Below are 23207 nucleotides of genomic sequence, written 5' to 3' on the forward strand. Positions count from 1 at the left end.
ATGGGCTCGAGAGCTGCACAGGCAAGCGCCGCGCCGGCCAGGCCGGAGTCCGGGCTGCGGCGGACGCTGCGCTGCGTGCGCCCGCATTTGCAGGGCCACCGGTGGCTGATGGCGGGCGGATTCTCCGCCCTGGCGTTCGACGTCGTTTTCCGCCTCATCGAGCCATGGCCGGTGAAGATGGTGGTGGACGCCGTCTCCCGCGCTTTGGGCGCGACCCTCCGCAAGCCCGGGCCCTCCATGGACGCCAGCGTTCAGACCCTGCTGCTGTGCGGCGCCATTGTGGTGGCGATCGCCATTGGGCGGGCGGTGGCCAACTACTGGTCCGCGATCTGTTTCGCGCTGGTGGGGTCCCGGGTGGCGTCGGACCTGCGGGCCCGTGCCTTCCGCCACGTGCAGAGCCTTTCCATGCGGCACCACACCCGCGCCTCCACCGGTGACACGGTCCAGCGGCTGGTGGGCGATGTGTCCCGGCTGCAGGAGGTTGCGGTCACCGCCGGCCTGCCGCTGCTCGGCAACATGGTCACCCTGGTCCTGATGACAGGCATCCTGCTGTGGCTCGACCCGCTGCTTGCGCTGGTGGTGTTCCTGACCGGCGGGGTGTTCGCGCTCCTCTCCCGGTCCAGCTCCGGGCGGATCACCGCAGCGGCCGGCAACTCGCGGAAGGGCGAAGGAAACCTGGCCACCACCGCGGCCCAGACCCTCGGCGCCATCCGCGAAGTCCAGGCCTACGGGCTGGAGGACACCATTAGCTCCGGCTTCCGCAAGAGCAACCAGGCCACGCTCGGGACCGGCGTGGCGGCGCTGCGGCTGGCGGCCGGACTCGAACGCCGCACCGACGTTCTCATCGGCGTCGCCACTGCCGTGGTTCTGGCCGGCGGCGGCTGGCGGGTGCTGGAGCACGCCATAACCCCCGGCGACCTGGTGGTGTTCCTGATGTACCTCAAGACCGGGATGAAGCCGCTGAAGGACCTGGCCAAGCAGACCGGCCGGATCGCGCGCGCCACCGCTTCCGGGGAGCGCGTCGCGGACCTGCTCGAAGCCCAGACGGACCTGCCCGAAAAGCCCCACGCCCGGGTTCTCCGTTCCACCGCCCCGGACATCGTGCTGGACAACGTCTCCGCCGGGCACGGCGAAGGGACGGTGCTGCACGGGATCAGCCTCACCATCCCGGCGGGCGAGCATGTCGCCATCCTGGGCCCGTCCGGCGCCGGCAAGTCCACGCTGGCTTCACTGATCCTGCGCATGATTGACCCCGGCACCGGGTCCGTCCGGGTGGGCGGCGAGGACCTGCGCGATCTCCGTATCGCGTCCGTCCGCTCGCACGTGTCCATCCTCTTGCAGGACTCGGTGCTCTTCGGAACCTCGGTGCGGGATAACATCCGCTTCGGCCGGCTGGACGCCACGGACGCAGAGATCGAAGAAGCTGCGGTTCTGGCCCAGGCGGACGGCTTCATCCGTGCCCTGCCGAACGGGTACGACACCGTGCTCGGTGAGGCCGCGAAGGATCTCTCCGGCGGCCAGCGGCAACGCATCGCCATTGCCCGGGCCATCCTGCGGCAGGCACCCATCGTCATCCTGGACGAGGCCACCGCCGGGCTGGACCCGGTTTCGCGGAACTCCGTCCTGCAGGCCCTCGCCGCACTGACCCGCGAGCGCACCTCCATCACCATCACCCACGACGCCCACTCCGCCCGCTCCTGCGACCGCATCATCTGGCTGGAGCACGGCCACATCATCGAGGTCGGCCGACCGGACGAACTGCTCCTTGACCCCGGCTCACGGTTTGCCCGCTGGCTGGAGGAGCAAGGACTTAGTGCGCAGCTTGGTGACGCTGTGGGTGCTTCGGACACTGCCAGTGCTTCGGATGCCGTCAGGGTGGAAGTGCCATGATCACCCTGGCACCCCGGGCGGCGCACGCAGAACGTTCCCTCGCCCGCCGCGACGCCGCACTGCCCGGCCTCCCCTGGCTGCTGGACAACGGCCGCCTGTCCGAGCTCCTCGGCGAAACCGTCCGGGTCACCCGGGTGCGCTACAAGCCCGGCACCTCCCTGCTGGTGGCATTCCGCAGGACCCGCAACGGCAGCTTCGACTACGGCTGGGCCATGACCCGCACCCCCGCCAGCAGCGGCAAGCTCCTGGAACGCGAGCACACCGCCCGCGGCCGCGGCGGGGACATGCGCATCCTCCGGCCGGACCACGGACACCCGGACACCCTGGTGGCAGTGGGCGGCGTCGAGGACGACTGGGCCCTGCACAGGAACCTCACCTGGCTGAAGAGGAACGGCATCGGCCGGCTGGACCTCCGCCTCCGGGCGGGCGCTGCCCCGCTGGCCGGCAGCAGCGTGCTCCGCTACAAGCCGGAACGGCGGCTGGTCCTTCTGGCCCACAAGGCGAGCACCGCCGTCGTGATTAAAACGGCGGCCAAGCCCGCCGGCCCCGGACAGCACACCCAATTCCTGAACCGGCTCCGTCACCACGACGTCCCCCTCCTGCCGCAGATTGCCGACGACGAATGCCTCGCCAACGGGATCAGCGCAAGCACCGCGTGGGGTACCGGCGATCTCGCGGCGCACGGCGACACCACCGACGCGCGCGCCGCCGCCTACACCGCCGGTCAGGCCCTTGCCGCCCTCCACTGCGTTCCCGTCGCCGCCGGAGTTGCCGGACCAGCCGCCGGTCCCACCCCGGACAACCCGGGTGACGGCCTCGCAGCGCAACTGAAGGCCACACGCACCATGGTTTCCGCTCTGCTCCCGGAGCTGGAGCCGCTGGCCAGGGACCTCGAAACCAGGATCGCCGCACTGTTGCTCGGCCGGCACCGGACGGCACCGGTCCTGGTCCACGGGGACTTCTCCCCCGACCAGGTGCTGGTGGGGGATTCGGAGGTCCGCCTCATCGACTTCGACCGGGCGGGAATGGGGACGGCGGAGGCCGACCTGGGATCGTTCGCCGCGGCTGAAGAGGCCGCGCTTCTTCCTGCGGCCGGTGGTGTGGCCGAGGGCGGCTTGCCCTCCAGCGGCGTTCCCGACGGCGGAGCTCCCGCCGGCACTGCTGCCGGCGCCCCTGCCAGGGGGCCTGCCGGGGGACCCAAGACGGTGCTGCTCACCGAGGGCTACCTCGACGCCGGGGGGCGGTTTTCGCAGGCCGCGGTGGATGCCTGGGCATCCTGCCGGCTCTTCAACAGCAGCGTTGACCCCTTCCGCGACCGGTCCCCCGAGTGGGCCGCCGACATGACCTGGCACCTGAGCCGGGCGAAGGAGCTGATCCCATGACCTGGTATCCGTCTGTCCCGCGCCGGGTGACCGACGCCGCGGGCACCGTCTGGTCTGTCCGGCGCGCCTGGCCGGGCACATCACCGGGTTCCTACGACCTGGAAGTCCGCTGCCCGGACCGGCCCGGTGTTCTGGCAGGGCATTTCAGTGATGGCATCTTCGAGCCCGTCACCGTGGACGACCGCCGTCTCCCGGCCCTCGCTGCGGAGTCGGTCAAAGGTGAGATGGTGGTGCACCGCGCCCACAAACGGGCCGTCCTCCGCGCCACCGACGCCTACATCAAGGTCTTCCGGCCCGGCCGGGCACTGACCGCAGCCGCAAGCCACAACATCACCGCCGCCGCCCTGACCGAGGGTGGCTTCGGCACTCCGCGGCTGGTCAGTGCCGGCTCCGACGTCCTGGTCTTGGGCCGTCTGGCGGGGCGGTCTTTCTACGAGCTCGGTCAAAGCCATTCCGCAAGCGCCGCACGAACCGAAATTGCAGGACAAGCCGGAATTGCAGGACAAACCGGAATCACCGACGCTTCCTATGCCGCCCTGTGGGCCCGGTGGTCACGTGCCTGGGTGGGAACCGTAACTGCAGCGGGCAGCCCCGAATTCCAGGACAGCCTGCACCGGCTTCCGCTCCGCGACGCGCAGAAGGAAGCCGCGAGCCTCCAGCGCTGGGTGGATCACTGGCTCCGGCACAGCGAGGGCGTCGCCGCAGCTGCTCCGGCCCGCGCCGTTCTCCTTGCCCGGGCCCGGGCTGTCACCGAGGCACTGCTCAGCACTTCCCCGGATCCTGTGGGCTGGGGCCACGGCGACCTGCACGACAAGCAGATGCTCGGCGGCCAGGAACTTGGCGGGTCGCCCGCTCCGGGGCTGCTGGATTTCGATGAGTCCTGCCGGGCCGAGGCTGCCCTGGACCTGGCCAACCTCGACGTGCACCTGGAACTGCGGTGGCGGCAAAACGTGCTCACCACCCGCCGGTACGCCATCGCCCACGCTGCGGTCGTGTCCGCTGCCGAACGCCTGCACGCGAGCCCGCACCGCTTCGCCGCCTACGCCGCGTCCACCAGGCTCCGGCTTGCCTGCCTCTACTCGTTCCGCCCGCCCTGGGGCGCCGATGCCGCGAGCTACCTCGTCTCCGGACATCCCGCCGCCGGCAACTTCCCCGGCGGCCGCCTCCCTGCCGGCAACCTCCCTGCCCAGGGCCCGGCCCTGCCTGAACGAACCCCGATAGGAGCCTGACATGAACAACCCGCCAACAGCGGCCGAATTACCCGCAGCCGGCCTTTCCCTTTCCGTCATCGGCACCGGATACCTCGGCGCCACGCACGCCGTCTGCATGGCACTGCTGGGCCACCGCGTGGTGGGGATCGACGTCGACGAGACCAAGATCCGCTCACTGGCCAGCGGAACACTGCCGTTCTACGAGCCGGGACTGGACCTGCTGCTCCGCCGGATGCTGGACAGCGGCAGGCTGAGCTTCACCACCGATTTCTCGGCCGCATCCGGCGCCGACATCCATTTCCTGTGCGTCGGCACCCCTCAGATGCCCGATTCTCCTGCCGCCGACCTCCGCTTCCTGGACGCAGCCTTTGCCCGGCTGGCGCCGCACGTGGACAGGGACTGCCTCGTCGTCGGCAAGTCCACGGTTCCGGTGGGCACGGCGGAGCGGCTGACGGCGTTCCTCCAGCTGAGCGCACCCGCGGGAGCCCGGGCGGAGCTGGCCTGGAACCCGGAGTTCCTTCGCGAGGGGCACGCGGTGGAGGACACGCTGCATCCTGACCGGCTGGTGTTCGGTGTTGCGTCCGGCTGGGCCCGGGACCGGCTGGCCGCCTGCTACGCACCCATCATCGCGGACGGCACCCCGGTGGTGGAGACCGACCTCGCCACCGCAGAACTCGTCAAGGCCGCCGCCAACTCCTTCCTGGCCACCAAGATCTCCTACATCAACGCAATGGCCGAGATCTGCGAAGCCACCGGCGCCGACGTCAACCAACTCGCCACCGCACTCTCCTACGACAACCGCATCGGCGGCCGCTTCCTCAAACCCGGCCTCGGCTTCGGCGGCGGCTGCCTGCCCAAAGACATCCGCGCCTTCACCCACCGGGCCCGGGAACTCGGCGTCGGACAGGCCGTCGGGTTCCTCCAGGAAGTGGACGCCATCAACCAGCGCCGCCGCCAACGCACCGTGGACCTCATCACCGAAATGGCCTGCGGCGACCTCACCGGCGTCCACGTCACCGTCCTCGGCGCCGCCTTCAAACCCGACTCCGACGACATCCGCGACGCCCCCGCCCTCGACGTCGCCCGCATGCTCCACCAGGCCGGCGCCAAAGTCACCGTCTACGACCCCCAAGCCATGGACAACGCCCGCCTGGCATACCCCGACCTCGCCTACGCCAAGAGCCTCCAAGACGCGGTCACCGGGGCCGAGGTCGTGGCCCTCCTCACCGAATGGGACATCTTCCGCCAAGCCGACCCCGCCGCACTCGGCGCCCTGGTGCAGCTGCGGAACATCGTGGACGGCCGGCACGCCCTCGACGCCGACGCCTACCGCGCCGCCGGCTGGGACTACCGCGCCCTCGGCGCGCCCAACAAGCTGCCCGCCCCGGTTCCCGCGCCGACGGCGGTACCTGCGGCGGCGCACGGAGCGCTCATGACGCACTGACCTGGAGTTTTTGTCCAGATATCGGCCGCTAAAGGCCCCGGAAGTCCGATTATCTGGACAAAAACTCCTATCTTGACGAAAACTCCAGCGAGAGGGTCAGGTCCGTCTGTGCCGCCGAGTGGTCCCGGTTCCTGGCGGCCATCACGACCGAGTACGGACCCTTCCGCAGCTGGCCGCTGCCGGTCCGGGTGAAGCCGTTGGACTCATAGAATGCCTCGGCCGACGCGAGCACCTGGTCCGCGCCGCCCGGGACCGTCAGCAGCAGGGTCCTCGCTCCGGCGGTCCCGCCAGAGCCATGCAGCTGGCCCGGCGGAACGGGAACGTCCGCCGGCCAGTCCGCCGGCAGGGCAGGCAGCGTGCGGGCACCCTCTCCCCCTTCGCCGTCACGGTCTGAACCACGACGGCGGCCGCCGGCCTGGGCGGACGGCGAGGCCGCCGTCGTACTTCCGTTAATGGAGGACGACGGCGGGACAGCAGCCGGCGCCCGGCTCGCCGCCGCCGGCGCAGTTCCCAGGGATGCGGTGACGGGCGGCACTGCCTGTGGCGGCACGGCGCATCCTGCGAGCGCGGCAGTGGCGAGGACCGCCGAAGCGAGTCCCCGCCACAGAACCGACCGATGGTTCATGAGAGCCGGCCGGTCACCACGGCGACGGCACCAGGGCCGCGGTGTTGCCGGTGCCCTCGCCGTTCACGAGGAACGGCAGGTGCCAGAGGTCGTTCGGCACGATCGCATCGCCGGGCTTCACGTTCTCCGGGAAGATGTACTCGAACACCGGCGCGAGGTACTGCCCCGGCTGCAGCCCGTTGGCCCGGGTGGGCGCGTTCTTGAAGCACGCGTCCAGGGCGGCCTGGTTGATGGTGGTGGTGCTGACATTTACCGGCGTCGGGAGGCAGAGGCTGCGCACGCCTACCCGGACGGTCCGGTCCGGCTGGCTCAGCAGCCCGTTGGGTGCCTTGGTGGCCCGCAGTCGTGCCCGCTGCGGCTGGGCCCCGGTGTTCTGGGTGGTGATCCCGCCGGTGGGGCCGCTGATGGGAACCCCGTTCTCACCGGTCATTTCGAACGGCGTGATCCAGCGGTTGCGGACCGAGCCGTCCGGGTTGTGGTCCTCGTAGTAGATGTCGACCGCGGTCTTGACGTCCGTGGTTTCGGCCTCGAGGAAGATCCGGTCCTGGGTTTCCTGCGCTGCGCCGTTGACCGCCGTCGCCAGCGGGTCCGCGGTGCCGACGCCGAACTCGCCGATCGCCAGGTAGCTCGGCTGGCTGCCGGGCTGGGTGTAGATGCCCAGGTTGGCCTCGATGGTGTGGGCGGAGATGTAGTCCTCGGTGCCGTGGAAGAGCGTGCCCGAGTAGTCCACGTAGTCCCCGATCTCAAACGGTGCCTGCTGCGACGGGTCCGGGCCCGTCGTCGGAAGGCCGGTGAAGGCCGGCATCACGTACTGCGAGCAGTACTTCTGGCCGGGCGCCGGGGCGCTGAGTTCGCCGCTGGCCGGCAGGGCGACGCCGGCGATGCTGAAGTTGCGGCAGCCGGGGGCGAGCGGTCGGTTCCTCTGCGGGCAGAGCGGATCGTCCTTCACGCTCGGGTCGGTGCGCGGGATACACAGGGGGTAGCCGGTGGCGGCGTGCACGGTGGGGTTGTCCTGGTCCACGCTGAAGCGGTTGTCTGGCGACTGGCCGTTGCTGAACCGGCCCGTGTCCGCGCCTGTGCTGTCGTGGAGGCCGGCAATCTTGGGGTCGTTCAGCTGCACGGTCACGGTGCCGCCGGCCGCGTTGGCGATCTTCAGGGCGCCGTTGGCGTAGTCGATCCCGGTGATTTCGCCGCGGCCGGTGTTCACCGACTGCTGGGAGACGAAGGCCAGGCCGGCGATGTGCTTCGCACCAACCATGTTGCCCACCGCCCTCAGCTCCAGGCCGTCGGTGCCCAGCGGTGCGCTGCCGCCGGTGCCGTGAACGAAGTCCGCCCAGCTCAGCGTGTTGGCCGGCATCTGGACGATGAGGTTGCAGGGGATGGTGACGACGACGCCGTTGATGGTGACGGTGCCGCCGAAGTCGGACGGGTCCGCCGTGGGGCAGGCGGTGCCGTCCACGGTGGCGTTGCGGGCCAGGCCGGTGTCGTCGAAGCCGTGCAGCTGCGCGGCGGGGACGGACAAGGGCGGGGTGGGCAGCGTGGGAACCACCCACGGGGAGACGATCCCCTTGGGCGGCTTGGCTGTTCCGCCGCCGCCTCCCTTGGCCAGGGCGGTGCCCACACCGCCGGTGGCGATCAGGCCGGCGGCGGCGCAGAGAATGGTGGCGTTTCGAAGCGTTTTGGGCCGTGCGGTGGTGGTCCTCATGGCTGGTCCTTTCGGAGGCTTTCCTGTGCGGGACTGTTCCTGTGCGGGACATGCAGGAACAGGGTTCCTGCGCTCATGAGGGTGCGTTGCGTGCGGTGGAGACAGGCTCGGGTGCACGGCCCGCACGTGGCGCGGACCGACGTCGTACGTTCTTCTTTGCCGGGGCAGCAAAGGCAACATTTGGTTGCCGAGGCCAACCATCTCGCCAGGCGGTTGGGAAAAGCCTGTGCCTGAGATCGACGCTTCCCCCAGTTGAGTGCCCCCGGCCCAACTGACTCGCAGTTAATGTCGTTTTCAAGGCCCATAACGACCACAACTGCGAGTCAGTTGGGCCTTCGCGTGTGGAACAATCGAATAGCCCTTTGAAAGGAGCCTTCCACCCATGCGGCAGCCGGACCCGGGACGACAGGTACCCTCCGGCTACCGGACACCCGCGGCGTGGGCCCGAGTGCTGCGCGACTCCCCCGCCACCGTCATCTTCGTCGTCCTTTTCTGGGCGACGGGCGCCCTGTCCGCCGCCACCCGTTCCGGCCTGCCGTTTCTGCTGCCGAACATCGCGGTGACGTCACGTTCGGTGCCGGAGCACTGGTTTTCCCTGCTGCTTTCCGCCTTCTGGGAGCGGGACCTTGCCGGGTACATCGTCGGAACGCTCGTGGTGCTGCTCGCCGGGTTATCCCTGGAACGCCGTCTTGGATCCCTGAAGTTTGCCTCGGCCGCGCTGGCCGGCCACGTGCTGGGGATCGTGGCGACGCTGGGGTTCCTCGCTGTGGCCCGGGGTCTGATGGGCAGCTGGATCCGGGACCTGAGCGGGCACTTCTTCCTGGGGCCGAGCGCCTTGGCCTGTGCGGCCGCCATGGCTGCGACGGCTTCCCTTTCCACGCTGTGGCGGCGGCGGATCCGCGTGGTCATTCTGGCCGTGCTGCTGCTGTTTGCCATGTATGCCGGCGGCTTCGAGGACCTGGTCCGGCTCGGGGCGGCCGCGGCAGGCGGGCTCCTGGGTCCGGTGCTGCTGGGCCGCCGGCCGCGCTTCGGCAGGCCCGCCGTCTCCCGGCACGAGGCCCGGATCCTGGTGGCGCTGCTCCTGACGGTCGCGGCGATCGGGCCGGTGGTCGCGGGACTGGCGCCGCACGCCGTCGGACCTCTCTCCGTGCTCAAGTTCCTCTTCACCAACATCCAGCCGGTGGACCCCGCGGCGCTGCAGGCGTCCTGTTCCCGGCCGGCCGGCCTCCGGGACTGCGCCGCCGCCCAGCTGCAGCTGCGGGCCGGGGCGGGCGGCATCTTCATGGCCATCCTGCCGTCGTTCCTGCTGCTCCTGTTCGCGGACGGGCTGCGGCGCGGGCGGCGGTTCGCGTGGGCGGGTGCCCTGCTGATCCAGGCCTCGCTGTCGCTGCTGGCCGCCGTCACCATCGCCGGGGTGCTCCTGCCGCCGCCGGGTCCGGGGCTGCCGTCGCGCGAGGGTGTGGGCGGGATCGAGCTGTCCGGGTATTCGCACCCGCTCAGCCTGGTGCTGCCGATGCTCCTGCCCGTCTTCCTGACGCTGCTCCTGCTGGCCGGCCGCAATCTGTTCCCGGTGCAGGCACCCCGCGGCACGTACCTGCGGCTGGCGCGCCGGGTTGTGGTTGCCTTTGTCCTGCTGAGCGTTGTGTATGTGGGCCTTGGACTTTTCCTGGCCGGCGGATTCACGCCCGTGCCCGGACCGCTTCAGCTGCTGGCTGACGTCCCGGACAGGTTCCTTCCCCTCGGCTTCCTGGTGGACCGCTCACCGGCCTTCTTCCCCGAAAGCACCGCCGCCGTCGTGCTTTACGAAAGTATCGGCGTCGTGTTCTGGGCGTGGACCGGAGCACTGCTGCTCCGGACGTTCCTCCGACCGGCCCACGGCCGGCACAGCGCGGACGAGGAGCGGGCGCGGCGGATCCTGAAGTCGCACGGCGGCGGCTCGCTCTCATGGATGACCACGTGGGACGGGAACAGCTACTGGTTCTCCGGCTCGAGCTTCATCGCGTACCGGGTTCGCAGCGGGGTGGCGGTGGCGCTCGGGCCGCCCGTGGGTCCGCGCTCCGAGCGGGAAGCGGCGTTCACCGCGTTCGCCCGGCACTGCAGGTTCAGCGGGTGGACGCCGTGCTTCTACTTCGTGTCCGAGGAACTCCGCGGCCTGGCCGGATCGCTGGGCTGGGGTTCGGTGCAGGTGGCGCAGGAAACCGTGCTCCGGCTGGACGAGGTGTCCTTCCGGGGCAAGAAATTCCAGGACATCCGCACCGCGCTGAACCGGGCAGCCAAGGCCGGCATCCGTGCCGAGTGGACCACGTTTGCCCGGGCGCCTCTTGCTGTCCAGGCGCAGATCGAGGCGATTTCCGAGGAGTGGGTGGCGGACAAGAAGGTCCCGGAGATGGGATTCACGCTGGGCAGCCTGGATGAGCTGGACGACCCCGAGGTCCGCTGCCTGCTGGCGATCGACGCCGACCACACCGTCCACGCGGTGGCCTCGTGGCTGCCGGTCTACCGCAACGGGTACGTGGTGGGCTGGACCCTCGACTTCATGCGGCGGCGCGGCGACGGGTTCCGGGCGAGCATCGACTTCCTCATCGCGTCTGCTGCGCTGAGCCTGCAGGACGAGGGCTGCGAGTTCATGAGCCTGTCCGGGGCGCCGCTGGCGCGGGTGCCTTCTGCTTCGGTTGCGGGCGGGGGTCCGGCGGCTGCGTCGGATGGCTCCGCCGTCGGTCCTGGCGGGCCCGACGCGAACGGCGCCCTCGACCGGATGCTCGACTGGCTCGGCGCAGCGTTGGAGCCGGTGTACGGATTCCGTTCCCTGCTGGCGTTCAAGGCGAAGTTCAAGCCGGACTACGAGCCCATGTACCTGCTCTACCCGGACGCGGCTGCCCTGCCCGCGATCGCCAACGCCATCACCCGCGCGTACCTGCCCTCGATCAACCTCGGCCAGGGCCTGACCCTGGTGCGCGGCCTCCTCACCCGCCGCTGACCCAACCAGGTAGCAGATCAGGGCGTTCCCAGCGCCGAGAAGGCCCTGTGCTGCTACCTACTTGGGCCCGGGGCTACGGAAGCGCGAAGCCCGTGTACCGTTCCAGCGCGTCGAGCAGTTCCGCCTGGAACGCCGCGTCGTGCACGGCCGGATGGGGCTCGCGGGGCTGCTGGTGGAACCAATAGCCTCCCGACACGCGGTCCTCGGCAGAATTGCGGGTGGCCAGCCAGATCTGGGTGACGTGCCCCAGCTCCAGGTCGTCCGGCGCGCTGCGCCCGCCCATCCGGGTGGGAACCCAGCCCGGATCCACCGCGTTGCTTTCAACATCCGGCAAGCGGCTGGCCACGATGGCCGAGAGCGTGGTGACGTACAGCTTGCTGTCCGAGTACGCCGCCGGCCGCCGGCCCGCGTTCCGCCAGTCGATTCCCTGCAGGTCAGGCGTGCCCCACCGGTGCATGCCGCTGCTGATGTACACCATGCGGCCTGGCCGGTCCATGATGGCGGTCAGAACGTACGGCGCAACGGTGTTCACCGAAAAGATCTCATTGCCGCTGTACACCCCGGCGTTATGGATGACGGCATCGTACGGGCCGTACTCGCCTGCCCGTTCCGCCACACGCACCGCCCCGGCGAGGTCGGCCAGGTCCCCGACGACGGTCCCCGCGGCCTGGTCCCGGACCGGGCCGGCATCGGCGAAGCGCGACTCATGACGCGCGTGCAGCACCACGTCGTGGCCCTGCTGACTCAGCGCCCGTGCGGCGTTCAGGCCGAGTCCGCCGGCAGAACCGGTGATGAATATTCTCGCCACTCCTCCACAGTAAAGGCGACACTCCGGCGTCTGACAGGTACTGACAGGGACTCCCACGTTTCATGGCACGGTCAATAGGGTAGATATCAACAAGTCCCCCTGCAGCGCCGGAAGAAATTGCCGCGCGAAACCGGGAAGAGACTTGGGGGTCCCTGTGGTTACCCCTAACAGCAGGGTCTGCCTCACGCCACCGCGATGGGGTTCAGTAGATGAAGAGACGGCCGATCCCTTTCATCTGCGGCCCGTTCACCCACACCGACACCTAGGAGAACCATGCCTACCGTCAACGCCTACGCCGCACCCTCCGCTTCCGAAGACCTCATCCCCACCACCATCGAACGCCGCGACGTCGGCCCGCGCGACGTCCTCATCGAAATCAAGTACGCCGGCATCTGCCACTCCGACATCCACACCGTCCGCGGCGACTGGGGCCCGCAGCAGTACCCGCTCGCACCCGGCCACGAAATCGCCGGCATCGTCACCGAGGTGGGCTCCGAAGTGACCCGGCACAAGGTCGGCGACCGGGTAGGCGTCGGCTGCATGGTCAACTCCTGCAAGGAGTGCGCCAACTGCCTCGCCGGCGAGGAGCAGTACTGCCTGAAGGGAATGGTGGGCACGTACGGCGCCGTCGACCGCGACGGCACCATCACCCAGGGCGGCTACTCCACCCATGTGGTGGTGGTCGAGGACTTCGTCGTCACCATTCCGGAGGGCATCGGGCTCGACGTCGCCGCTCCCCTTCTGTGCGCGGGCATCACCACCTTTTCCCCGCTGCAGCGCTGGGGAGCCGGACCCGGCAAGAAGGTCGCCGTCGTCGGCCTCGGCGGACTGGGCCACATGGCCGTCAAGCTCGCCCACGCCATGGGCGCCGAGGTCACCGTCCTGTCCCAGTCCCTCAAGAAGCAGGAAGACGGCCTGCGCCTCGGGGCGGACCAGTACTACGCCACGAGCGACGCCGGCACGTTCGAAGCGCTCGCCGGCAGCTTTGACCTGATCATCAACACCGTCAGCGCCTCGATCGACATCAGCTCCTACCTGCAGCTGCTGTCCCTCGACGGCACGCTGGTCAACGTCGGCGCCCCGGCCGAGCCGCTGCCGGTCAACGCGTTCGCGCTCATCGGCGGACGCCGTTCCTTCGCCGGTTCCATGATCGGCGGCATCCGCGAAACCCAGGAAATGCTCGACTTCTGCGCCGAACACGGCCTCGGCGCCGAGATCGAGGTCATCCCGGCCGAGAAGATCAACGAAGCCTACGAGCGCGTCCTCGCCTCGGACGTGCGCTACCGCTTCGTGATTGACACCGCCACCCTCTAAGGCGATTAACGCTCGACGGCGGGCCGGTCCCATAAGGGGCCGGCCCGCCGTCGGCCGTTCCACCGGCAGCACCGTCGGCGCGCTGTTCGTGCCGCTGGCCGCGGCCGTTCCCCTGGACGTGGCGCTGGTGATCATCTTCGCCAGCCGCCACCGCGGGTACCCGGCCGGTCCCCGCGACGTGCGCCTGTCCCGTTCACCCCAGTAACTCTTGCGCTGAACCTGCGGCTACATTGCCTTCTTCTTGAGTCCGGGGCTGCATCATCCTTCAACAGGATTGGATGGCGCGAACACCGGGACGACGAGGAGGTCCGATGGAGTTGGTGCGGCAGTGGGGCAGTACAGCGGAGACGGAAGCCGTGGGCGCTTTCTGGCGGTGGTGGTCCGTGGCAGGGGCCGGCCTGATCACGGCAGCCGTCATGAGCGGCGTCTACGGCGACCTTCCGGAAATGATGGGTGCCATGGTGATGGCGATTAACCCCGAACTGCGCTGGGAGACCGGCCCGGGCGCCCGTTCGCGGCACCGGCTCTGCGTCTCCGGCGGCGGGGATCCGCGGCTGCGGGTCCTGGCCGAGCGATGGCGGCGGGCGGCTCCCCCGCCCACGGATACCTGGGAATTCGCCGCGGCCAGGGAGCCCCAACCGGTCATACTGACGGGCACCCTCGAAGGCCTGGGCGAACAGGTGGACCTGGGGCTGGCGCGGATTGCGGTGGACTGGGATGACAGAAGCGCTTTGGCAGAACTCACCGTTTTCCACCCTGCCTTCACGACGATGGGCACGAACGACTGCCACCGGGCCGCCCGCCTGCTGGTGGACTGGTTACTCGGCGAGGACGATGTCCAGCGGTGGGTCGGCGCCGTCAACGTGACCCGGGCCGATCCCCGCGACAGCCAGCCCGCCGCAGTCGTTCCCGAATTCTTCCAGGCGGTGGCAACCCTGAACCCGGACCCGCGCTGGACGATGCGGGAGGCCAGGACTTCCTCGGGGCACCGGGTGATCGTCTGCGCCCTGCGGCCCTTGCGATGGATCGACCACCCGATGCTGGACCTGCACACTGCTGTCCGGATCAGCTACCGGCGGACCGGGAAGGACGGACTGCCGGACGATGGATTACCTGACGGGGAGGCGCTGCTGGGACTCCTCCACCTCGAAAGGGACCTGGAGTTGGCGCTCGGGCCGCGGGGCAGGATGGTGGCTTCGGAAACGTCCAAGGGGCTTCGCGTCCTGCATTACTTCAGCGACTCTGAGGACCAAAACGGACGGGACAGCTTCGACCGGTTTGCCCGGACCCGGAAAGACGTGCAGGTGGCCCACACATATGATCCCGGGTGGGCGCGGGTGCGGAAATTTATCTAGGCCGTGTGAGCCTTCGGGTAGGCAAGCGCCAACTCCCACTTCTTTTTGGCCCGGGCAAGGACGATAATTAAGGCGACCACCGGGGCTGGGCCGGCGGCGGTGCCGCCTGCCTGAGACCAGGGCGGCCCCCCCAGCCGCCGCCGTCCCTTAAATCGGCTCGGCAGAAATCGTCTCGACACGCCTGACGGCGAGTCCTATCGTGGGGCCATGAGCGATGTTCCCGCCGATGATGCTCCTGCTCCGGACAGCGATAAAAGCACTCCCGATCTGCTGGCCGACGCGCTTTCCCCCGTTGTAGCCCCCGAATCCACGGATGAGGAACGCCTCAAGGAGCCCACGGAAAATCAGTCGACAAACGAGCCTGAATCGGAACCCTAACAAGCAGAAGCACCGATAGGCGAGACTGTGGACCGGCTGGCTGCAACGCGGCTCAGGCGTGCGTGGGTTCCTCGACCAATGCCGTGGCGATGCTGTCCGCATCCTCCAGCGCGGCCAGGTAGCGCTCGGCGTCGAGGGCGGCTGCACACCCGGTGCCGGCCGCGGTGATGGCCTGGCGGTAGCGGTGGTCCACGGCGTCCCCGCACGCGAACACTCCGCTGAGGTTGGTGCACGTCGTGGGCGAATCCACCTTGATGTACCCCTCGCCGTCGAGTTCCACCTGGCCGGCCACCAGCTCGGTGCGCGGCACGTGCCCGATCGCCACGAACAGCCCGGTGGCCGGCTGCTTCCGGGTTTCGCCCGTGCGGGTGTCGGTCAGGGTGACGCCGCTGACCTTGCCGTTGCCGTGGATCGCCGTGACGGCAGAGTTCCACGCGAACGTGATCTTGGGGTTGTCCTTGGCCCGCTGCGCCATGATGCGTGAGGCGCGCAGCTCGCCCTTGCGGACGACGACGGTCACGGACTTCCCGAAGCGGGTCAGGAAGGTGGCCTCCTCCATCGCGGAATCGCCGCCGCCCACCACGATGATGTCCTGGTCGCGGAAAAAGAACCCGTCGCAGGTGGCGCACCAGGAGACGCCGTGGCCGCTGAACTGCTTCTCCTCCGCCAGCCCGAGTTCCTTGTACGCCGAGCCGGTGGCCAGGATGACCGCCGGGGCCTCATACGTCTCGCCGGCGCCGGTGACCACGCGCTTGAGGTGACCCTTGAGCTGAACGGACGTGGCGTCGTCGAACACCACCTGCGCGCCGAACCTCTCCGCCTGCTGCTGCAGGCCGTCCATCAGCTCCGGCCCCTGGACACCCTCCGGAAAACCGGGGAAGTTCTCTACCTCGGTGGTGTTCATCAGCGCTCCGCCGGCCGTGACCGAGCCCGCAAGGACCAACGGCTTCAGGCCGGCCCGGGCTGCGTAGATCGCGGCGGTGTAGCCGGAGGGCCCGGAGCCGATGATGATCAGCTGCTCGCTGGTGACCTTCGCGCTGCTGGCGTCCTCGGGGCTGGCGTCCCCTGACTTGGCATTCTTGCTCACTGCTTGCTCCTTCTCTTCAGGCTTCTTTCCGGAAACTGTTACTGGGCCTCAACTGTTACTGGGCGTCGGCGTGCCGGGCGGGCAGCAGTTCGGTGACCAGGGCCTCGACGCGGGTCCGGATTTCGTCGCGGATCGGGCGGACCGACTCAATGCCCTTGCCCGCAGGGTCGGCCAGCTCCCAGTCTTCGTAGCGTTTGCCGGGGAACACTGGGCATTCGTCGCCGCATCCCATGGTGATCACGACGTCGGCGTCCCGGACTGCGCCGGTGGTGAGTTCCTTGGGGACCTCGCGGGAAATATCAATGCCGACGTCGGCCATGGCCTCGACCACGGACGGGCTCACCTCATGTGACGGCTGGGGGCCGGCGGACCGGACCTCGATCGCTCCCCGGGACAGGCTGGTGAGGAACCCGGCAGCCATCTGGGACCGGCCGGCGTTGTGCACGCACACGAAGAGGACGCAGGGCTTCTTGGCGGGGTCGGCGGTCATGGCTGTCTCCTGAGGTTGGCGGTCGGAGCGCGGTGTCGCCGGAGGAAGCGGTGCCTGCCCACAGACCTGCGTACTCAAGTGCAACAAGAGCCGGCAGTTTCATCAAGAGGCTGGCTGCTTCCACAGGACTGGCGGGTCTGGAGTTTTTGTCCATTTGTCGCGACTTCGAGGGCCTCCAACTCGCGACATCTGGACAAAAACTCATGGTCTCAGGACGGAACCGCCGGATCCAACGGCTGTCCCCGGCTTTGTTGTCAGTGCCCGGGATATTGTCAGTGCCGTCGAAGATGATGTTCGTATGTCAACTTTTCCGATCAGATCCGCCCGGGCCCGGGACGCCGTTCCTAGAGGACGCATGGGCTACGACATCGGTGCCGACCAGCTTCTTCTGCACACTATCCAGACCGAGGCAGCGTTCGAGGCACTTCTTTCCCATGGGGTGCTGGAGCCGGACATTGCACTCGCCGAACCGGATTTCGCGGACGCCTACGCCTGGATGCTCCGGCAGATGGCCGCCCGGCTGGGGACTCAGGGTGACGGGGCGCTCTGGTTCTGGGCGCGGATCAGACGCGAGGATCTGCTTGAATCCTGCCGGCTTTCCCGAGGCGAGGTTCTGCTGACATGCCGCGTGCCGCGGGAACGTGTTATGCTCTCGAACTTTGGGGACTGGCATTCGGTGCTGAACGCATGCCCGTTTGTCCCGGACCTTCCGGGCGAGAGCGACGACGCCTTCAGCGCCCGTATCGACAAAGTGCTTGAGGATTTCTATGACCGGCTCAAAGCGGCCGGCGCCCGAGACGCGGGCATCTCGGGCTGGCCCGGACACCTGAGGGCGGAAGCTGAGCGGAGCTGGGAGTTCGCGCTCGAGCCGGCAAACTACGGCAGGTTCGAAGCCTGGCAGGGCACGATGCACAGGCTGCACCTCGAAGACGTGGTGGAGGCGGTGAGGATCGAGAGCTGACCCCAGCCCAGTCCCTCTCGTCAGCGCGGCTCGTTTCGTGGGACGATGCGGCATGGACAGCAACACGGCGGGCCATATCGTCCTGCTCGGGGACTCGATTTTCGACAACAAGGCCTATGTCAACGGCGGGCCCGACGTCGTCGAACAGTTGCGCGGCGAGCTGCCGCCGGGTTGGATGGCAACGCTGCTGGCTGTCGACGGTGACGTGATCGCCGGGGTTGACCGCCAGCTGCGTGCCCTTCCCGACGGCGCCACCCACCTGGTAATCAGCGCCGGCGGGAACGATGCGCTCGGTTTCGCCAACCTGCTCGAAGCACCCGCACAATCCGTGGCGGAGGCGGTGACCATGTTCGCCGACGCCCAGGAGCGGTTCGCCGCCGACTACGAACTCATGGCCGAAGCGCTCTCAGCGACGGGGCTGCCGGTAGCGGTGTGCACCATCTACGACACGCCTTCCGCCGGGCCCTACTACCGGATCATCCGGACCGCCCTCACGGTTTTCAACGACTGCGTCACCAGGGCGGCGTTTACCCGCGGCCTCAGCGTGCTCGACCTCCGGATCATCTGCAACCACAACGGCGACTACGCAAACGCACTCGAACCCTCCGCGCAGGGGGGTGCCAAAATTGCCGGAGCCATCGCCGCGCTGCTGGACCCGGGCCGCCAGGTGCCGCGGTCAACGGTCATCGGCGGCAGCTGACCTCACCCGGGGCATGGAGTTTTTGTCCACTTGTCACGACTTCGAGGGCCCCTAACCCGCGACATCTGGACAAAAACTCCAAGGGAGCTAGCGGAGAGGGGCTGTTGAAGCACGGACCACCAGCTGCGGTGTGACGCACCTGTCGGCGATGGGCGCGCCGGGATCGCTGAGCCGCTCCAGCGCGACGGTTCCGGCAATCTTCCCGAGCTCCACAGCATGAAGGTCCACGGAGGTCAGGTCGATGCCATGAAGCCGGGAAGTCCGCGAATCGTCGTAGCCCACCAGCGACAGGTCACCGGGAATCGTCAGGCCCACCGCGTAGGCGGCCTCGCGAACCCCCAGGGCGAATTGGTCGTTGTGCGTGAACACGGCCGTCGGACGGTCCGGCCCGCCCAGCAGCTCCCCCGCCACACGCTCCGCGGCCTCCTGCGTGAAATCGTCGGCCGCCACGGTCTGCGGGGTCAGGCCGGCGGCCCGCATCACCTGCTCGTAGGTTTCCCGGCGGACGGTGTGACCGTCAATATGCGGCCCGGCCAGGTGGGCGATCCGCGTGTGCCCCAGTCCAAGGAGATGCTCGACGGCGGCCCGGGCGCCGGCGCGGTCGTCCGGGTACACGCTGTCGACGCCCTCCACCCGGCGCGTCACGCTGACCACCGGGACCAGCTGGGCCAGCTCCCTCACCCGTTCATCAGGATCCAGCAGCGTCGCGGCGATGATGATCCCCACCCGAGCCTCGATCAGGGAGTCGACGGCGCCCTGGTCCTCGCCGCCGATCGAGCGGGAGACGCTGAGGATGAGCCGGTTGCGCGCCTGCGGCAGCGCCAGGCTCACGCCGTTGAGAACGTCTGAAAAGACCTCATTCCGGAGGTCCAGAAGGTAAAGCCCGACGGCGGTCCGCTGCTTGCTTGCCAGGGCTGCGGCTGCCGCGTTGTGCCGGTACCCCAGGCGCTTGGCAGCGTCGAAAATCGCCCGTTTGGTCTCGTCGCTCACGCCCGCAGCGCCGCGGAAGGCAAAGGACACGAGCGTCCGCGATACCCCGACTTCGCGCGCAACATCGGCCTGTGTAGCCGGGCGATGCTGGCGCTGAATCGTCATACCGCCATCCTCCCACGGCGGGAAACAGGAGAAAATTAAGTCATTTGTAAGTTTGACCTTACATTTAAGCCTTTCGCGCGTTAGTCTGGATGTGACCGCGGGCACACGTCCCGCAAACTTGAGACAAAGGAGTCCTTATGTCTGCTACCCAAGCCCAGCGCGACGGCGCGCATACGCCCCCGCTGCCGCCGCTCACGAACGGCCCGCACCGCAAGCGCCTCGGCATGGTCGCCACGGTCGCAACCTTCGGCGGCCTGCTCTTCGGCTACGACACGGGTGTCATTAACGGCGCACTCCGGCCGATGACCGCCGATCTCGGCCTCACCCCGATCACCGAGGGCATCGTGACCAGTTCCCTGCTGTTCGGGGCCGCGGCCGGCGCCGTGGGCGGAGGCCGGCTCGCCGACGCCTGGGGCCGCCGGAAGACGATCATCCTGCTCGCCATCCTGTTCCTCGTGGGCGCCCTGTCCTGCGTGTTCGCGCCGAACTTCGAGGTCATGGTGGTCGGCCGTGTCATCCTCGGCCTCGCCGTCGGCGGCGCCTCCTCGGTGGTGCCCGTGTACCTCGCCGAGCTGGCTCCCTACGAAATCCGCGGCTCGCTTGCCGGCCGCAACGAACTCATGATCGTCATCGGCCAGCTCGCCGCGTTCGTGGTCAACGCCATCATCGGCAACCTCTGGGGCGAGTTCGGCGGCGTCTGGCGCATCATGCTGGCTGTCGCCGCGGTGCCGGCAGTCGCCCTGTTCCTCGGCATGCTCCGGATGCCGGAGTCCCCGCGCTGGCTCATCTCCCGCGGCCGCACCCAGGAAGCCCTGGCCGTGCTCAAGACCATCCGCTCATCCGACCGCGCTGAAGCGGAGATGGCCGACGTCAAGCACCTCGCCGACGAGGAAAAGGAAATGAACCTGTCCGGCTGGGGCGCCCTGAAGAACAAGTGGATCCTGCGCATCCTGCTCGTCGGCATCGGGCTGGGCGTGGCTCAGCAGCTGACCGGCATCAACTCGATCATGTACTACGGCCAGTCCGTGCTGGTTGAGGCCGGCTTCGACTCCCGTGCCGCCCTCATTGCCAACATCGCTCCCGGCGTCATCGCCGTCGTCGGTGGCGTCATTGCGCTCACCATGATGCAGCGCGTCAACCGCCGCACCACCCTGCTCCTGGGCTTCACGCTGACCACCGTCTGCCACTTCCTGATCGGCATCGCCTCCATCGCACTGCCGGTCGGCAACCCGGCACGGCCCTTCGTGATCCTCTTCCTGGTGGTTGCGTTCGTCGGCTCCATGCAGACGTTCCTCAACATCGCCGTCTGGGTGATGCTCTCGGAGATCTTCCCGCTGCACATCCGCGGCTTCGCCATCGGCGTCTCCATCTTCTGCCTCTGGATCGCCAACGCCTTGCTGGGCCTGTTTTTCCCGACCCTGGTGGCATCGGTGGGCATCACCGGAACGTTCTTCATGTTCGGTGTGGTGGGCATTCTGGCCCTGATCTTCATCTACACCCAGGTCCCGGAAACCCGTGGCCGCACCCTCGAAGCACTCGAGGAGGACGTCACCACCGGCGCCATCTACCTGGTCCACAAGACCCCGGCGACGGCAGCCCACTAACATCTCCCTGCCTCGCCCTGCGCAGTGTCGCCTGGCCCAACAACCGCACAGTCCCCGTCCCCTGGATTCACCGAATCCCGCGGACGGGGCTTCTGCGTTTAGGGCGCTTTACGTGCCGGCGGGCTGGAACAGCTCGACGACGTTGCCGGCGGGATCCTCCAGCAGGATCTGCTGGCCGCCCGGTCCCTTCACAATCTCGTTCCGGAACGTAACGCCCGCGGACCGCAACCTGTCCACCTCGGCGGCGATGTCGCCCACGAGGAGATGGATCCGGTTCCATCCGCCCGGTGCCGGGACCGCGCCGTCGGGCATTGGCCGGCCTGCCGAGCTGGTAGGTCCGCTCAGCAGGAGGCGCAACTGGCCACGCGCGACGTCGGCAAATGCCGGTGCCGCGTTCATTCTTACGGTGAAGCCGAGGTGCTTCGTGTAGAAGCCGACGGCGGCGTCGACGTCGTCCACCATGTACCGGACGCTGACAAAGTCCTTAACGTTGACCAGATCCTCAGGATTACTGGACATTTCCCTTCTCCTCTCCAGGCGAAAACAAGGTCAGATGTGCTGGTCCACGATCACCGGGTTGCCGTCGGGGTCAAGCACGATGAAGCTGGCCGGCCCGGTGCCCTCGCCGGCCTCAGCAACGAAGGGGACGCCCTGGTCCTTCAGCTGGCGTTGGAGGTCGCGCACGTCGGTGAAGGAATCGAGCTGTTGCGCATCCTGGTCCCAGCCCGGGTTGAACGTCAGGGAGTTCTTCTCAAACATGCCCTGGAAGAGGCCGAGCACCGTCTGCCCGTTCCGAAGGATCAGCCAGTTCTGGTCAATTTCGCCCCCGGACCGGGCGAATCCCAGCTTCTCGTAGAACGCTGCCGAGGCCGCGATGTCCTTGACGGCAAGGCTGAGTGAGAAAGCGCCGAGTTGCATGTGCTGCTCCAGTCTCCGGAATTCTCCGGGCCATGAATATTTCCGATGGTACTCGCGGGCCGTCCGACCGGTCCCAGACAGCACTCTTCCAGAACCCGCTGACAAAACCCGCCCCCGGCACAAATCCACGGGAAGAGCCTCGGGTGGCCGCCGGCTAAACGCGGGCAGTGCACATGCGCGGGGCTAGAAGGCCTCCGTGTGCTCCAGTTCCGGCAGGACCACCAGCGGGTCTCCGGCAAAATGCAGCCTGCGCGCTGACTGCCCGTCGAGCCAGGAGAAGACGACCGAGCCGTCAAGGGGCACGCTGCCGGCAACACCGGCGCGGGCGGGGCCGCCCGGTTTCCGGATCTCTGTCTCCGCCCCCGGGGTCAGCATTCCCCACAACGCCGGAAGGTCGGCGTCGTGATCGTTGCCAGCGTTCGCGTCCATGCCTTAATGGAACCAGCTCGGGGTGAACAGCCTGTGAACGTGGCCTGTGCAACACGCCATGTCATTTTCGGGCGGGGCCGAGGGAGGGTGTTGCCGGGTCCGCCGCGCGAGGGGGGGAGTGCGTGCGGACCCGGCAGTTCTGAAGGTTCGGGGCGCGGATTCCGTTCCCTTCAGGACAGTGCCACCATGGCCCGCTGACGTGGGGAAATAGCTGGGACACCTTGGGGCGATCCCTGCGAAACCCCCCGCTCTCCCGCGCGGGCTCAAAGGAACTCCAAAGTTCTTCCAAGGAGGAAAGCCGAAACTTGATGCAGGCCGGCGGCGGTGGCCCTTGGTCCACCCTCCGGGACCTGGCTGCCTAACCCAGTCCGCCGCCGGCCCCGCGCCAGCCAGTGGGAACTGAGGCCTCCTATGTACAAGGGAGCTACCGGGGGGTAAGTTCTATTAAGGAACTCCCGCCATCATTCCGCGGGGGACCCCTTCCGGCGTTGTGCAGCGCCAGAAGGTTTCGTCGCTGCAGCCTCACGGCGGCCACCCTGCACCTGAGGAAAGAGCCTGCCATGGCCCCCTCGCATTTCCAGAAATTCCTTTCCGACGCCACCTCCCCCGCGCCCGACACCGACAGCCCGCTGGGGCCCGACTGCCTGTACGGGCTATACACGAGCTGGTGCCTGATCCAGGGACTGACACCCAAATCCGACTCGTCCTTCCGGGCCGGCATGCGCCGGTGCCGGGTCAACCTCCGCGGCACCCGGCGGCGGATGAAGGGACGCGCCGCAGCCGACTACATCATGGCCAGCTATCCGCTTGCGAGCTGACCATGTCACTCAGATC

22 protein-coding genes are annotated in these 23207 nt (G+C 68.3%); 13 read left to right on the forward strand and 9 right to left on the reverse strand.

The features are described 5' to 3' along the window. Genes ACFVTE_RS09880 through ACFVTE_RS09895 form a run of 4 tightly spaced genes read left to right on the forward strand, consistent with a single transcriptional unit; the run spans position 1 to position 5927 of the window. Positions 1 to 1890: an ABC transporter ATP-binding protein gene (locus ACFVTE_RS09880; RefSeq protein WP_387099660.1), complete on the forward strand. Its 1890-nt coding sequence runs from the start codon at positions 1 to 3 to the stop codon at positions 1888 to 1890. Then, positions 1887 to 3272, forward strand: coding sequence for a phosphotransferase family protein (locus ACFVTE_RS09885; RefSeq protein WP_387099663.1), 1386 nt, complete (start codon positions 1887 to 1889; stop codon positions 3270 to 3272). Before ACFVTE_RS09880 ends, ACFVTE_RS09885 begins: the two co-directional genes overlap by 4 nt. Further along, a complete protein-coding gene (locus tag ACFVTE_RS09890; RefSeq protein WP_387099665.1) occupies positions 3269 to 4501 on the forward strand; it encodes a hypothetical protein in 1233 nt (410 codons plus the stop codon). Before ACFVTE_RS09885 ends, ACFVTE_RS09890 begins: the two co-directional genes overlap by 4 nt. A gap of 1 nt (position 4502) precedes the next feature. Then, entirely contained in the window at positions 4503 to 5927 is a 1425-nt protein-coding gene (locus ACFVTE_RS09895; protein ID WP_387099668.1) for a UDP-glucose dehydrogenase family protein, read from the forward strand. Positions 5928 to 5994: 67 nt separating this feature from the next. On the opposite strand, the gene ACFVTE_RS09900 is transcribed toward ACFVTE_RS09895, so the two are convergent. Together ACFVTE_RS09900 and ACFVTE_RS09905 are read right to left on the reverse strand one after the other, a co-directional pair. After that, complete coding sequence (locus tag ACFVTE_RS09900; RefSeq protein WP_387099671.1) at positions 5995 to 6477, reverse strand: hypothetical protein; 483 nt, start codon at positions 6475 to 6477, stop codon at positions 5995 to 5997. 88 nt (positions 6478 to 6565) lie between these two features. Then, entirely contained in the window at positions 6566 to 8257 is a 1692-nt protein-coding gene (locus ACFVTE_RS09905) for a hypothetical protein (protein ID WP_387099673.1), read from the reverse strand. A gap of 382 nt (positions 8258 to 8639) precedes the next feature. Between ACFVTE_RS09905 and ACFVTE_RS09910 the strand changes: the two genes are divergently transcribed. Further along, on the forward strand, positions 8640 to 11234 hold the full coding sequence (locus ACFVTE_RS09910; RefSeq protein WP_387099676.1) for a bifunctional lysylphosphatidylglycerol flippase/synthetase MprF: 2595 nt from the start codon (positions 8640 to 8642) through the stop codon (positions 11232 to 11234). A gap of 73 nt (positions 11235 to 11307) precedes the next feature. Here the strand turns inward: ACFVTE_RS09910 and ACFVTE_RS09915 are convergent, their stop codons facing one another. After that, the gene (locus ACFVTE_RS09915) at positions 11308 to 12042 is read right to left on the reverse strand and encodes an SDR family NAD(P)-dependent oxidoreductase (RefSeq protein ID WP_387099679.1); all 735 of its coding nucleotides are present in this window, start codon (positions 12040 to 12042) and stop codon (positions 11308 to 11310) included. A 273-nt stretch (positions 12043 to 12315) separates the two neighbouring features. Here ACFVTE_RS09915 and ACFVTE_RS09920 point away from each other — a divergent pair, with 273 nt between their 5' ends. From ACFVTE_RS09920 to ACFVTE_RS09935, 4 genes are all read left to right on the forward strand, one after another. Next, positions 12316 to 13356 (forward strand): NAD(P)-dependent alcohol dehydrogenase, encoded by a 1041-nt coding sequence (locus tag ACFVTE_RS09920; RefSeq protein ID WP_387099682.1) that lies wholly within the window; start codon positions 12316 to 12318, stop codon positions 13354 to 13356. Continuing rightward, positions 13337 to 13561, forward strand: a complete 225-nt coding sequence (locus ACFVTE_RS09925) for a hypothetical protein (RefSeq protein ID WP_387099685.1) — start codon at positions 13337 to 13339, stop codon at positions 13559 to 13561. Before ACFVTE_RS09920 ends, ACFVTE_RS09925 begins: the two co-directional genes overlap by 20 nt. 106 nt (positions 13562 to 13667) lie before the next feature. Continuing rightward, entirely contained in the window at positions 13668 to 14711 is a 1044-nt protein-coding gene (locus tag ACFVTE_RS09930) for a hypothetical protein (RefSeq protein WP_387099688.1), read from the forward strand. A gap of 207 nt (positions 14712 to 14918) precedes the next feature. Then, positions 14919 to 15089: a hypothetical protein gene (locus ACFVTE_RS09935; RefSeq protein WP_387099691.1), complete on the forward strand. Its 171-nt coding sequence runs from the start codon at positions 14919 to 14921 to the stop codon at positions 15087 to 15089. 52 nt (positions 15090 to 15141) lie between these two features. Here the strand turns inward: ACFVTE_RS09935 and trxB are convergent, their stop codons facing one another. Next, on the reverse strand, positions 15142 to 16176 hold the full coding sequence (gene trxB / locus ACFVTE_RS09940; protein ID WP_387099694.1) for a thioredoxin-disulfide reductase: 1035 nt from the start codon (positions 16174 to 16176) through the stop codon (positions 15142 to 15144). 55 nt (positions 16177 to 16231) lie between these two features. Further along, positions 16232 to 16666: an arsenate reductase ArsC gene (locus ACFVTE_RS09945; RefSeq protein WP_387099697.1), complete on the reverse strand. Its 435-nt coding sequence runs from the start codon at positions 16664 to 16666 to the stop codon at positions 16232 to 16234. A gap of 355 nt (positions 16667 to 17021) precedes the next feature. Here ACFVTE_RS09945 and ACFVTE_RS09950 point away from each other — a divergent pair, with 355 nt between their 5' ends. Together ACFVTE_RS09950 and ACFVTE_RS09955 are read left to right on the forward strand one after the other, a co-directional pair. After that, entirely contained in the window at positions 17022 to 17627 is a 606-nt protein-coding gene (locus ACFVTE_RS09950) for a DUF3841 domain-containing protein (protein WP_387099700.1), read from the forward strand. A 52-nt stretch (positions 17628 to 17679) separates the two neighbouring features. Next, positions 17680 to 18327, forward strand: a complete 648-nt coding sequence (locus ACFVTE_RS09955) for a GDSL-type esterase/lipase family protein (RefSeq protein WP_387099703.1) — start codon at positions 17680 to 17682, stop codon at positions 18325 to 18327. A gap of 87 nt (positions 18328 to 18414) precedes the next feature. Here ACFVTE_RS09955 and ACFVTE_RS09960 read toward each other — a convergent pair whose 3' ends face one another. Beyond that, positions 18415 to 19422, reverse strand: coding sequence for a LacI family DNA-binding transcriptional regulator (locus ACFVTE_RS09960; protein ID WP_387099705.1), 1008 nt, complete (start codon positions 19420 to 19422; stop codon positions 18415 to 18417). A gap of 137 nt (positions 19423 to 19559) precedes the next feature. Here ACFVTE_RS09960 and ACFVTE_RS09965 point away from each other — a divergent pair, with 137 nt between their 5' ends. Further along, positions 19560 to 21026 carry a sugar porter family MFS transporter gene (locus ACFVTE_RS09965; protein ID WP_387099707.1) on the forward strand — a complete coding sequence of 489 codons (1467 nt, stop codon included), beginning with the start codon at positions 19560 to 19562 and terminating at the stop codon, positions 21024 to 21026. A 108-nt stretch (positions 21027 to 21134) separates the two neighbouring features. Here the strand turns inward: ACFVTE_RS09965 and ACFVTE_RS09970 are convergent, their stop codons facing one another. The 3 genes from ACFVTE_RS09970 to ACFVTE_RS09980 form a co-directional block, all read right to left on the reverse strand. After that, complete coding sequence (locus ACFVTE_RS09970) at positions 21135 to 21545, reverse strand: VOC family protein (RefSeq protein ID WP_387099709.1); 411 nt, start codon at positions 21543 to 21545, stop codon at positions 21135 to 21137. A 30-nt stretch (positions 21546 to 21575) separates the two neighbouring features. Beyond that, a complete protein-coding gene (locus ACFVTE_RS09975; RefSeq protein ID WP_387099712.1) occupies positions 21576 to 21944 on the reverse strand; it encodes a VOC family protein in 369 nt (122 codons plus the stop codon). Between the two features lie 183 nt (positions 21945 to 22127). Further along, positions 22128 to 22373, reverse strand: a complete 246-nt coding sequence (locus ACFVTE_RS09980) for a hypothetical protein (protein ID WP_387099715.1) — start codon at positions 22371 to 22373, stop codon at positions 22128 to 22130. Between the two features lie 560 nt (positions 22374 to 22933). Here ACFVTE_RS09980 and ACFVTE_RS09985 point away from each other — a divergent pair. Beyond that, positions 22934 to 23191 (forward strand): hypothetical protein, encoded by a 258-nt coding sequence (locus ACFVTE_RS09985; RefSeq protein ID WP_387099718.1) that lies wholly within the window; start codon positions 22934 to 22936, stop codon positions 23189 to 23191. The last annotated feature ends 16 nt before the right edge of the window (positions 23192 to 23207 follow it).

The organism is Arthrobacter sp. NPDC058097 (assembly GCF_042884885.1).
GTDB lineage: Bacteria > Actinomycetota > Actinomycetes > Actinomycetales > Micrococcaceae > Arthrobacter.

Excerpts from the sequence above, each read along its gene's own strand:
- ACFVTE_RS09880 (WP_387099660.1), top strand. The coding sequence starts at position 1 with ATGGGCTCGAGAGCTGCACAGGCAAGCGCCGCGCCGGCCAGGCCGGAG.
- ACFVTE_RS09885 (WP_387099663.1), top strand. The coding sequence starts at position 1,887 with ATGATCACCCTGGCACCCCGGGCGGCGCACGCAGAACGTTCCCTCGCC.
- ACFVTE_RS09890 (WP_387099665.1), top strand. The coding sequence starts at position 3,269 with ATGACCTGGTATCCGTCTGTCCCGCGCCGGGTGACCGACGCCGCGGGC.
- ACFVTE_RS09895 (WP_387099668.1), top strand. The coding sequence starts at position 4,503 with ATGAACAACCCGCCAACAGCGGCCGAATTACCCGCAGCCGGCCTTTCC.
- ACFVTE_RS09905 (WP_387099673.1), bottom strand. The coding sequence starts at position 8,257 with ATGAGGACCACCACCGCACGGCCCAAAACGCTTCGAAACGCCACCATT.
- ACFVTE_RS09910 (WP_387099676.1), top strand. The coding sequence starts at position 8,640 with ATGCGGCAGCCGGACCCGGGACGACAGGTACCCTCCGGCTACCGGACA.
- ACFVTE_RS09920 (WP_387099682.1), top strand. The coding sequence starts at position 12,316 with ATGCCTACCGTCAACGCCTACGCCGCACCCTCCGCTTCCGAAGACCTC.
- ACFVTE_RS09930 (WP_387099688.1), top strand. The coding sequence starts at position 13,668 with ATGGAGTTGGTGCGGCAGTGGGGCAGTACAGCGGAGACGGAAGCCGTG.
- ACFVTE_RS09935 (WP_387099691.1), top strand. The coding sequence starts at position 14,919 with ATGAGCGATGTTCCCGCCGATGATGCTCCTGCTCCGGACAGCGATAAA.
- ACFVTE_RS09945 (WP_387099697.1), bottom strand. The coding sequence starts at position 16,666 with ATGACCGCCGACCCCGCCAAGAAGCCCTGCGTCCTCTTCGTGTGCGTG.
- ACFVTE_RS09950 (WP_387099700.1), top strand. The coding sequence starts at position 17,022 with ATGGGCTACGACATCGGTGCCGACCAGCTTCTTCTGCACACTATCCAG.
- ACFVTE_RS09955 (WP_387099703.1), top strand. The coding sequence starts at position 17,680 with ATGGACAGCAACACGGCGGGCCATATCGTCCTGCTCGGGGACTCGATT.
- ACFVTE_RS09960 (WP_387099705.1), bottom strand. The coding sequence starts at position 19,422 with ATGACGATTCAGCGCCAGCATCGCCCGGCTACACAGGCCGATGTTGCG.
- ACFVTE_RS09965 (WP_387099707.1), top strand. The coding sequence starts at position 19,560 with ATGTCTGCTACCCAAGCCCAGCGCGACGGCGCGCATACGCCCCCGCTG.
- ACFVTE_RS09970 (WP_387099709.1), bottom strand. The coding sequence starts at position 21,545 with ATGTCCAGTAATCCTGAGGATCTGGTCAACGTTAAGGACTTTGTCAGC.
- ACFVTE_RS09975 (WP_387099712.1), bottom strand. The coding sequence starts at position 21,944 with ATGCAACTCGGCGCTTTCTCACTCAGCCTTGCCGTCAAGGACATCGCG.
- ACFVTE_RS09980 (WP_387099715.1), bottom strand. The coding sequence starts at position 22,373 with ATGGACGCGAACGCTGGCAACGATCACGACGCCGACCTTCCGGCGTTG.
- ACFVTE_RS09985 (WP_387099718.1), top strand. The coding sequence starts at position 22,934 with ATGGCCCCCTCGCATTTCCAGAAATTCCTTTCCGACGCCACCTCCCCC.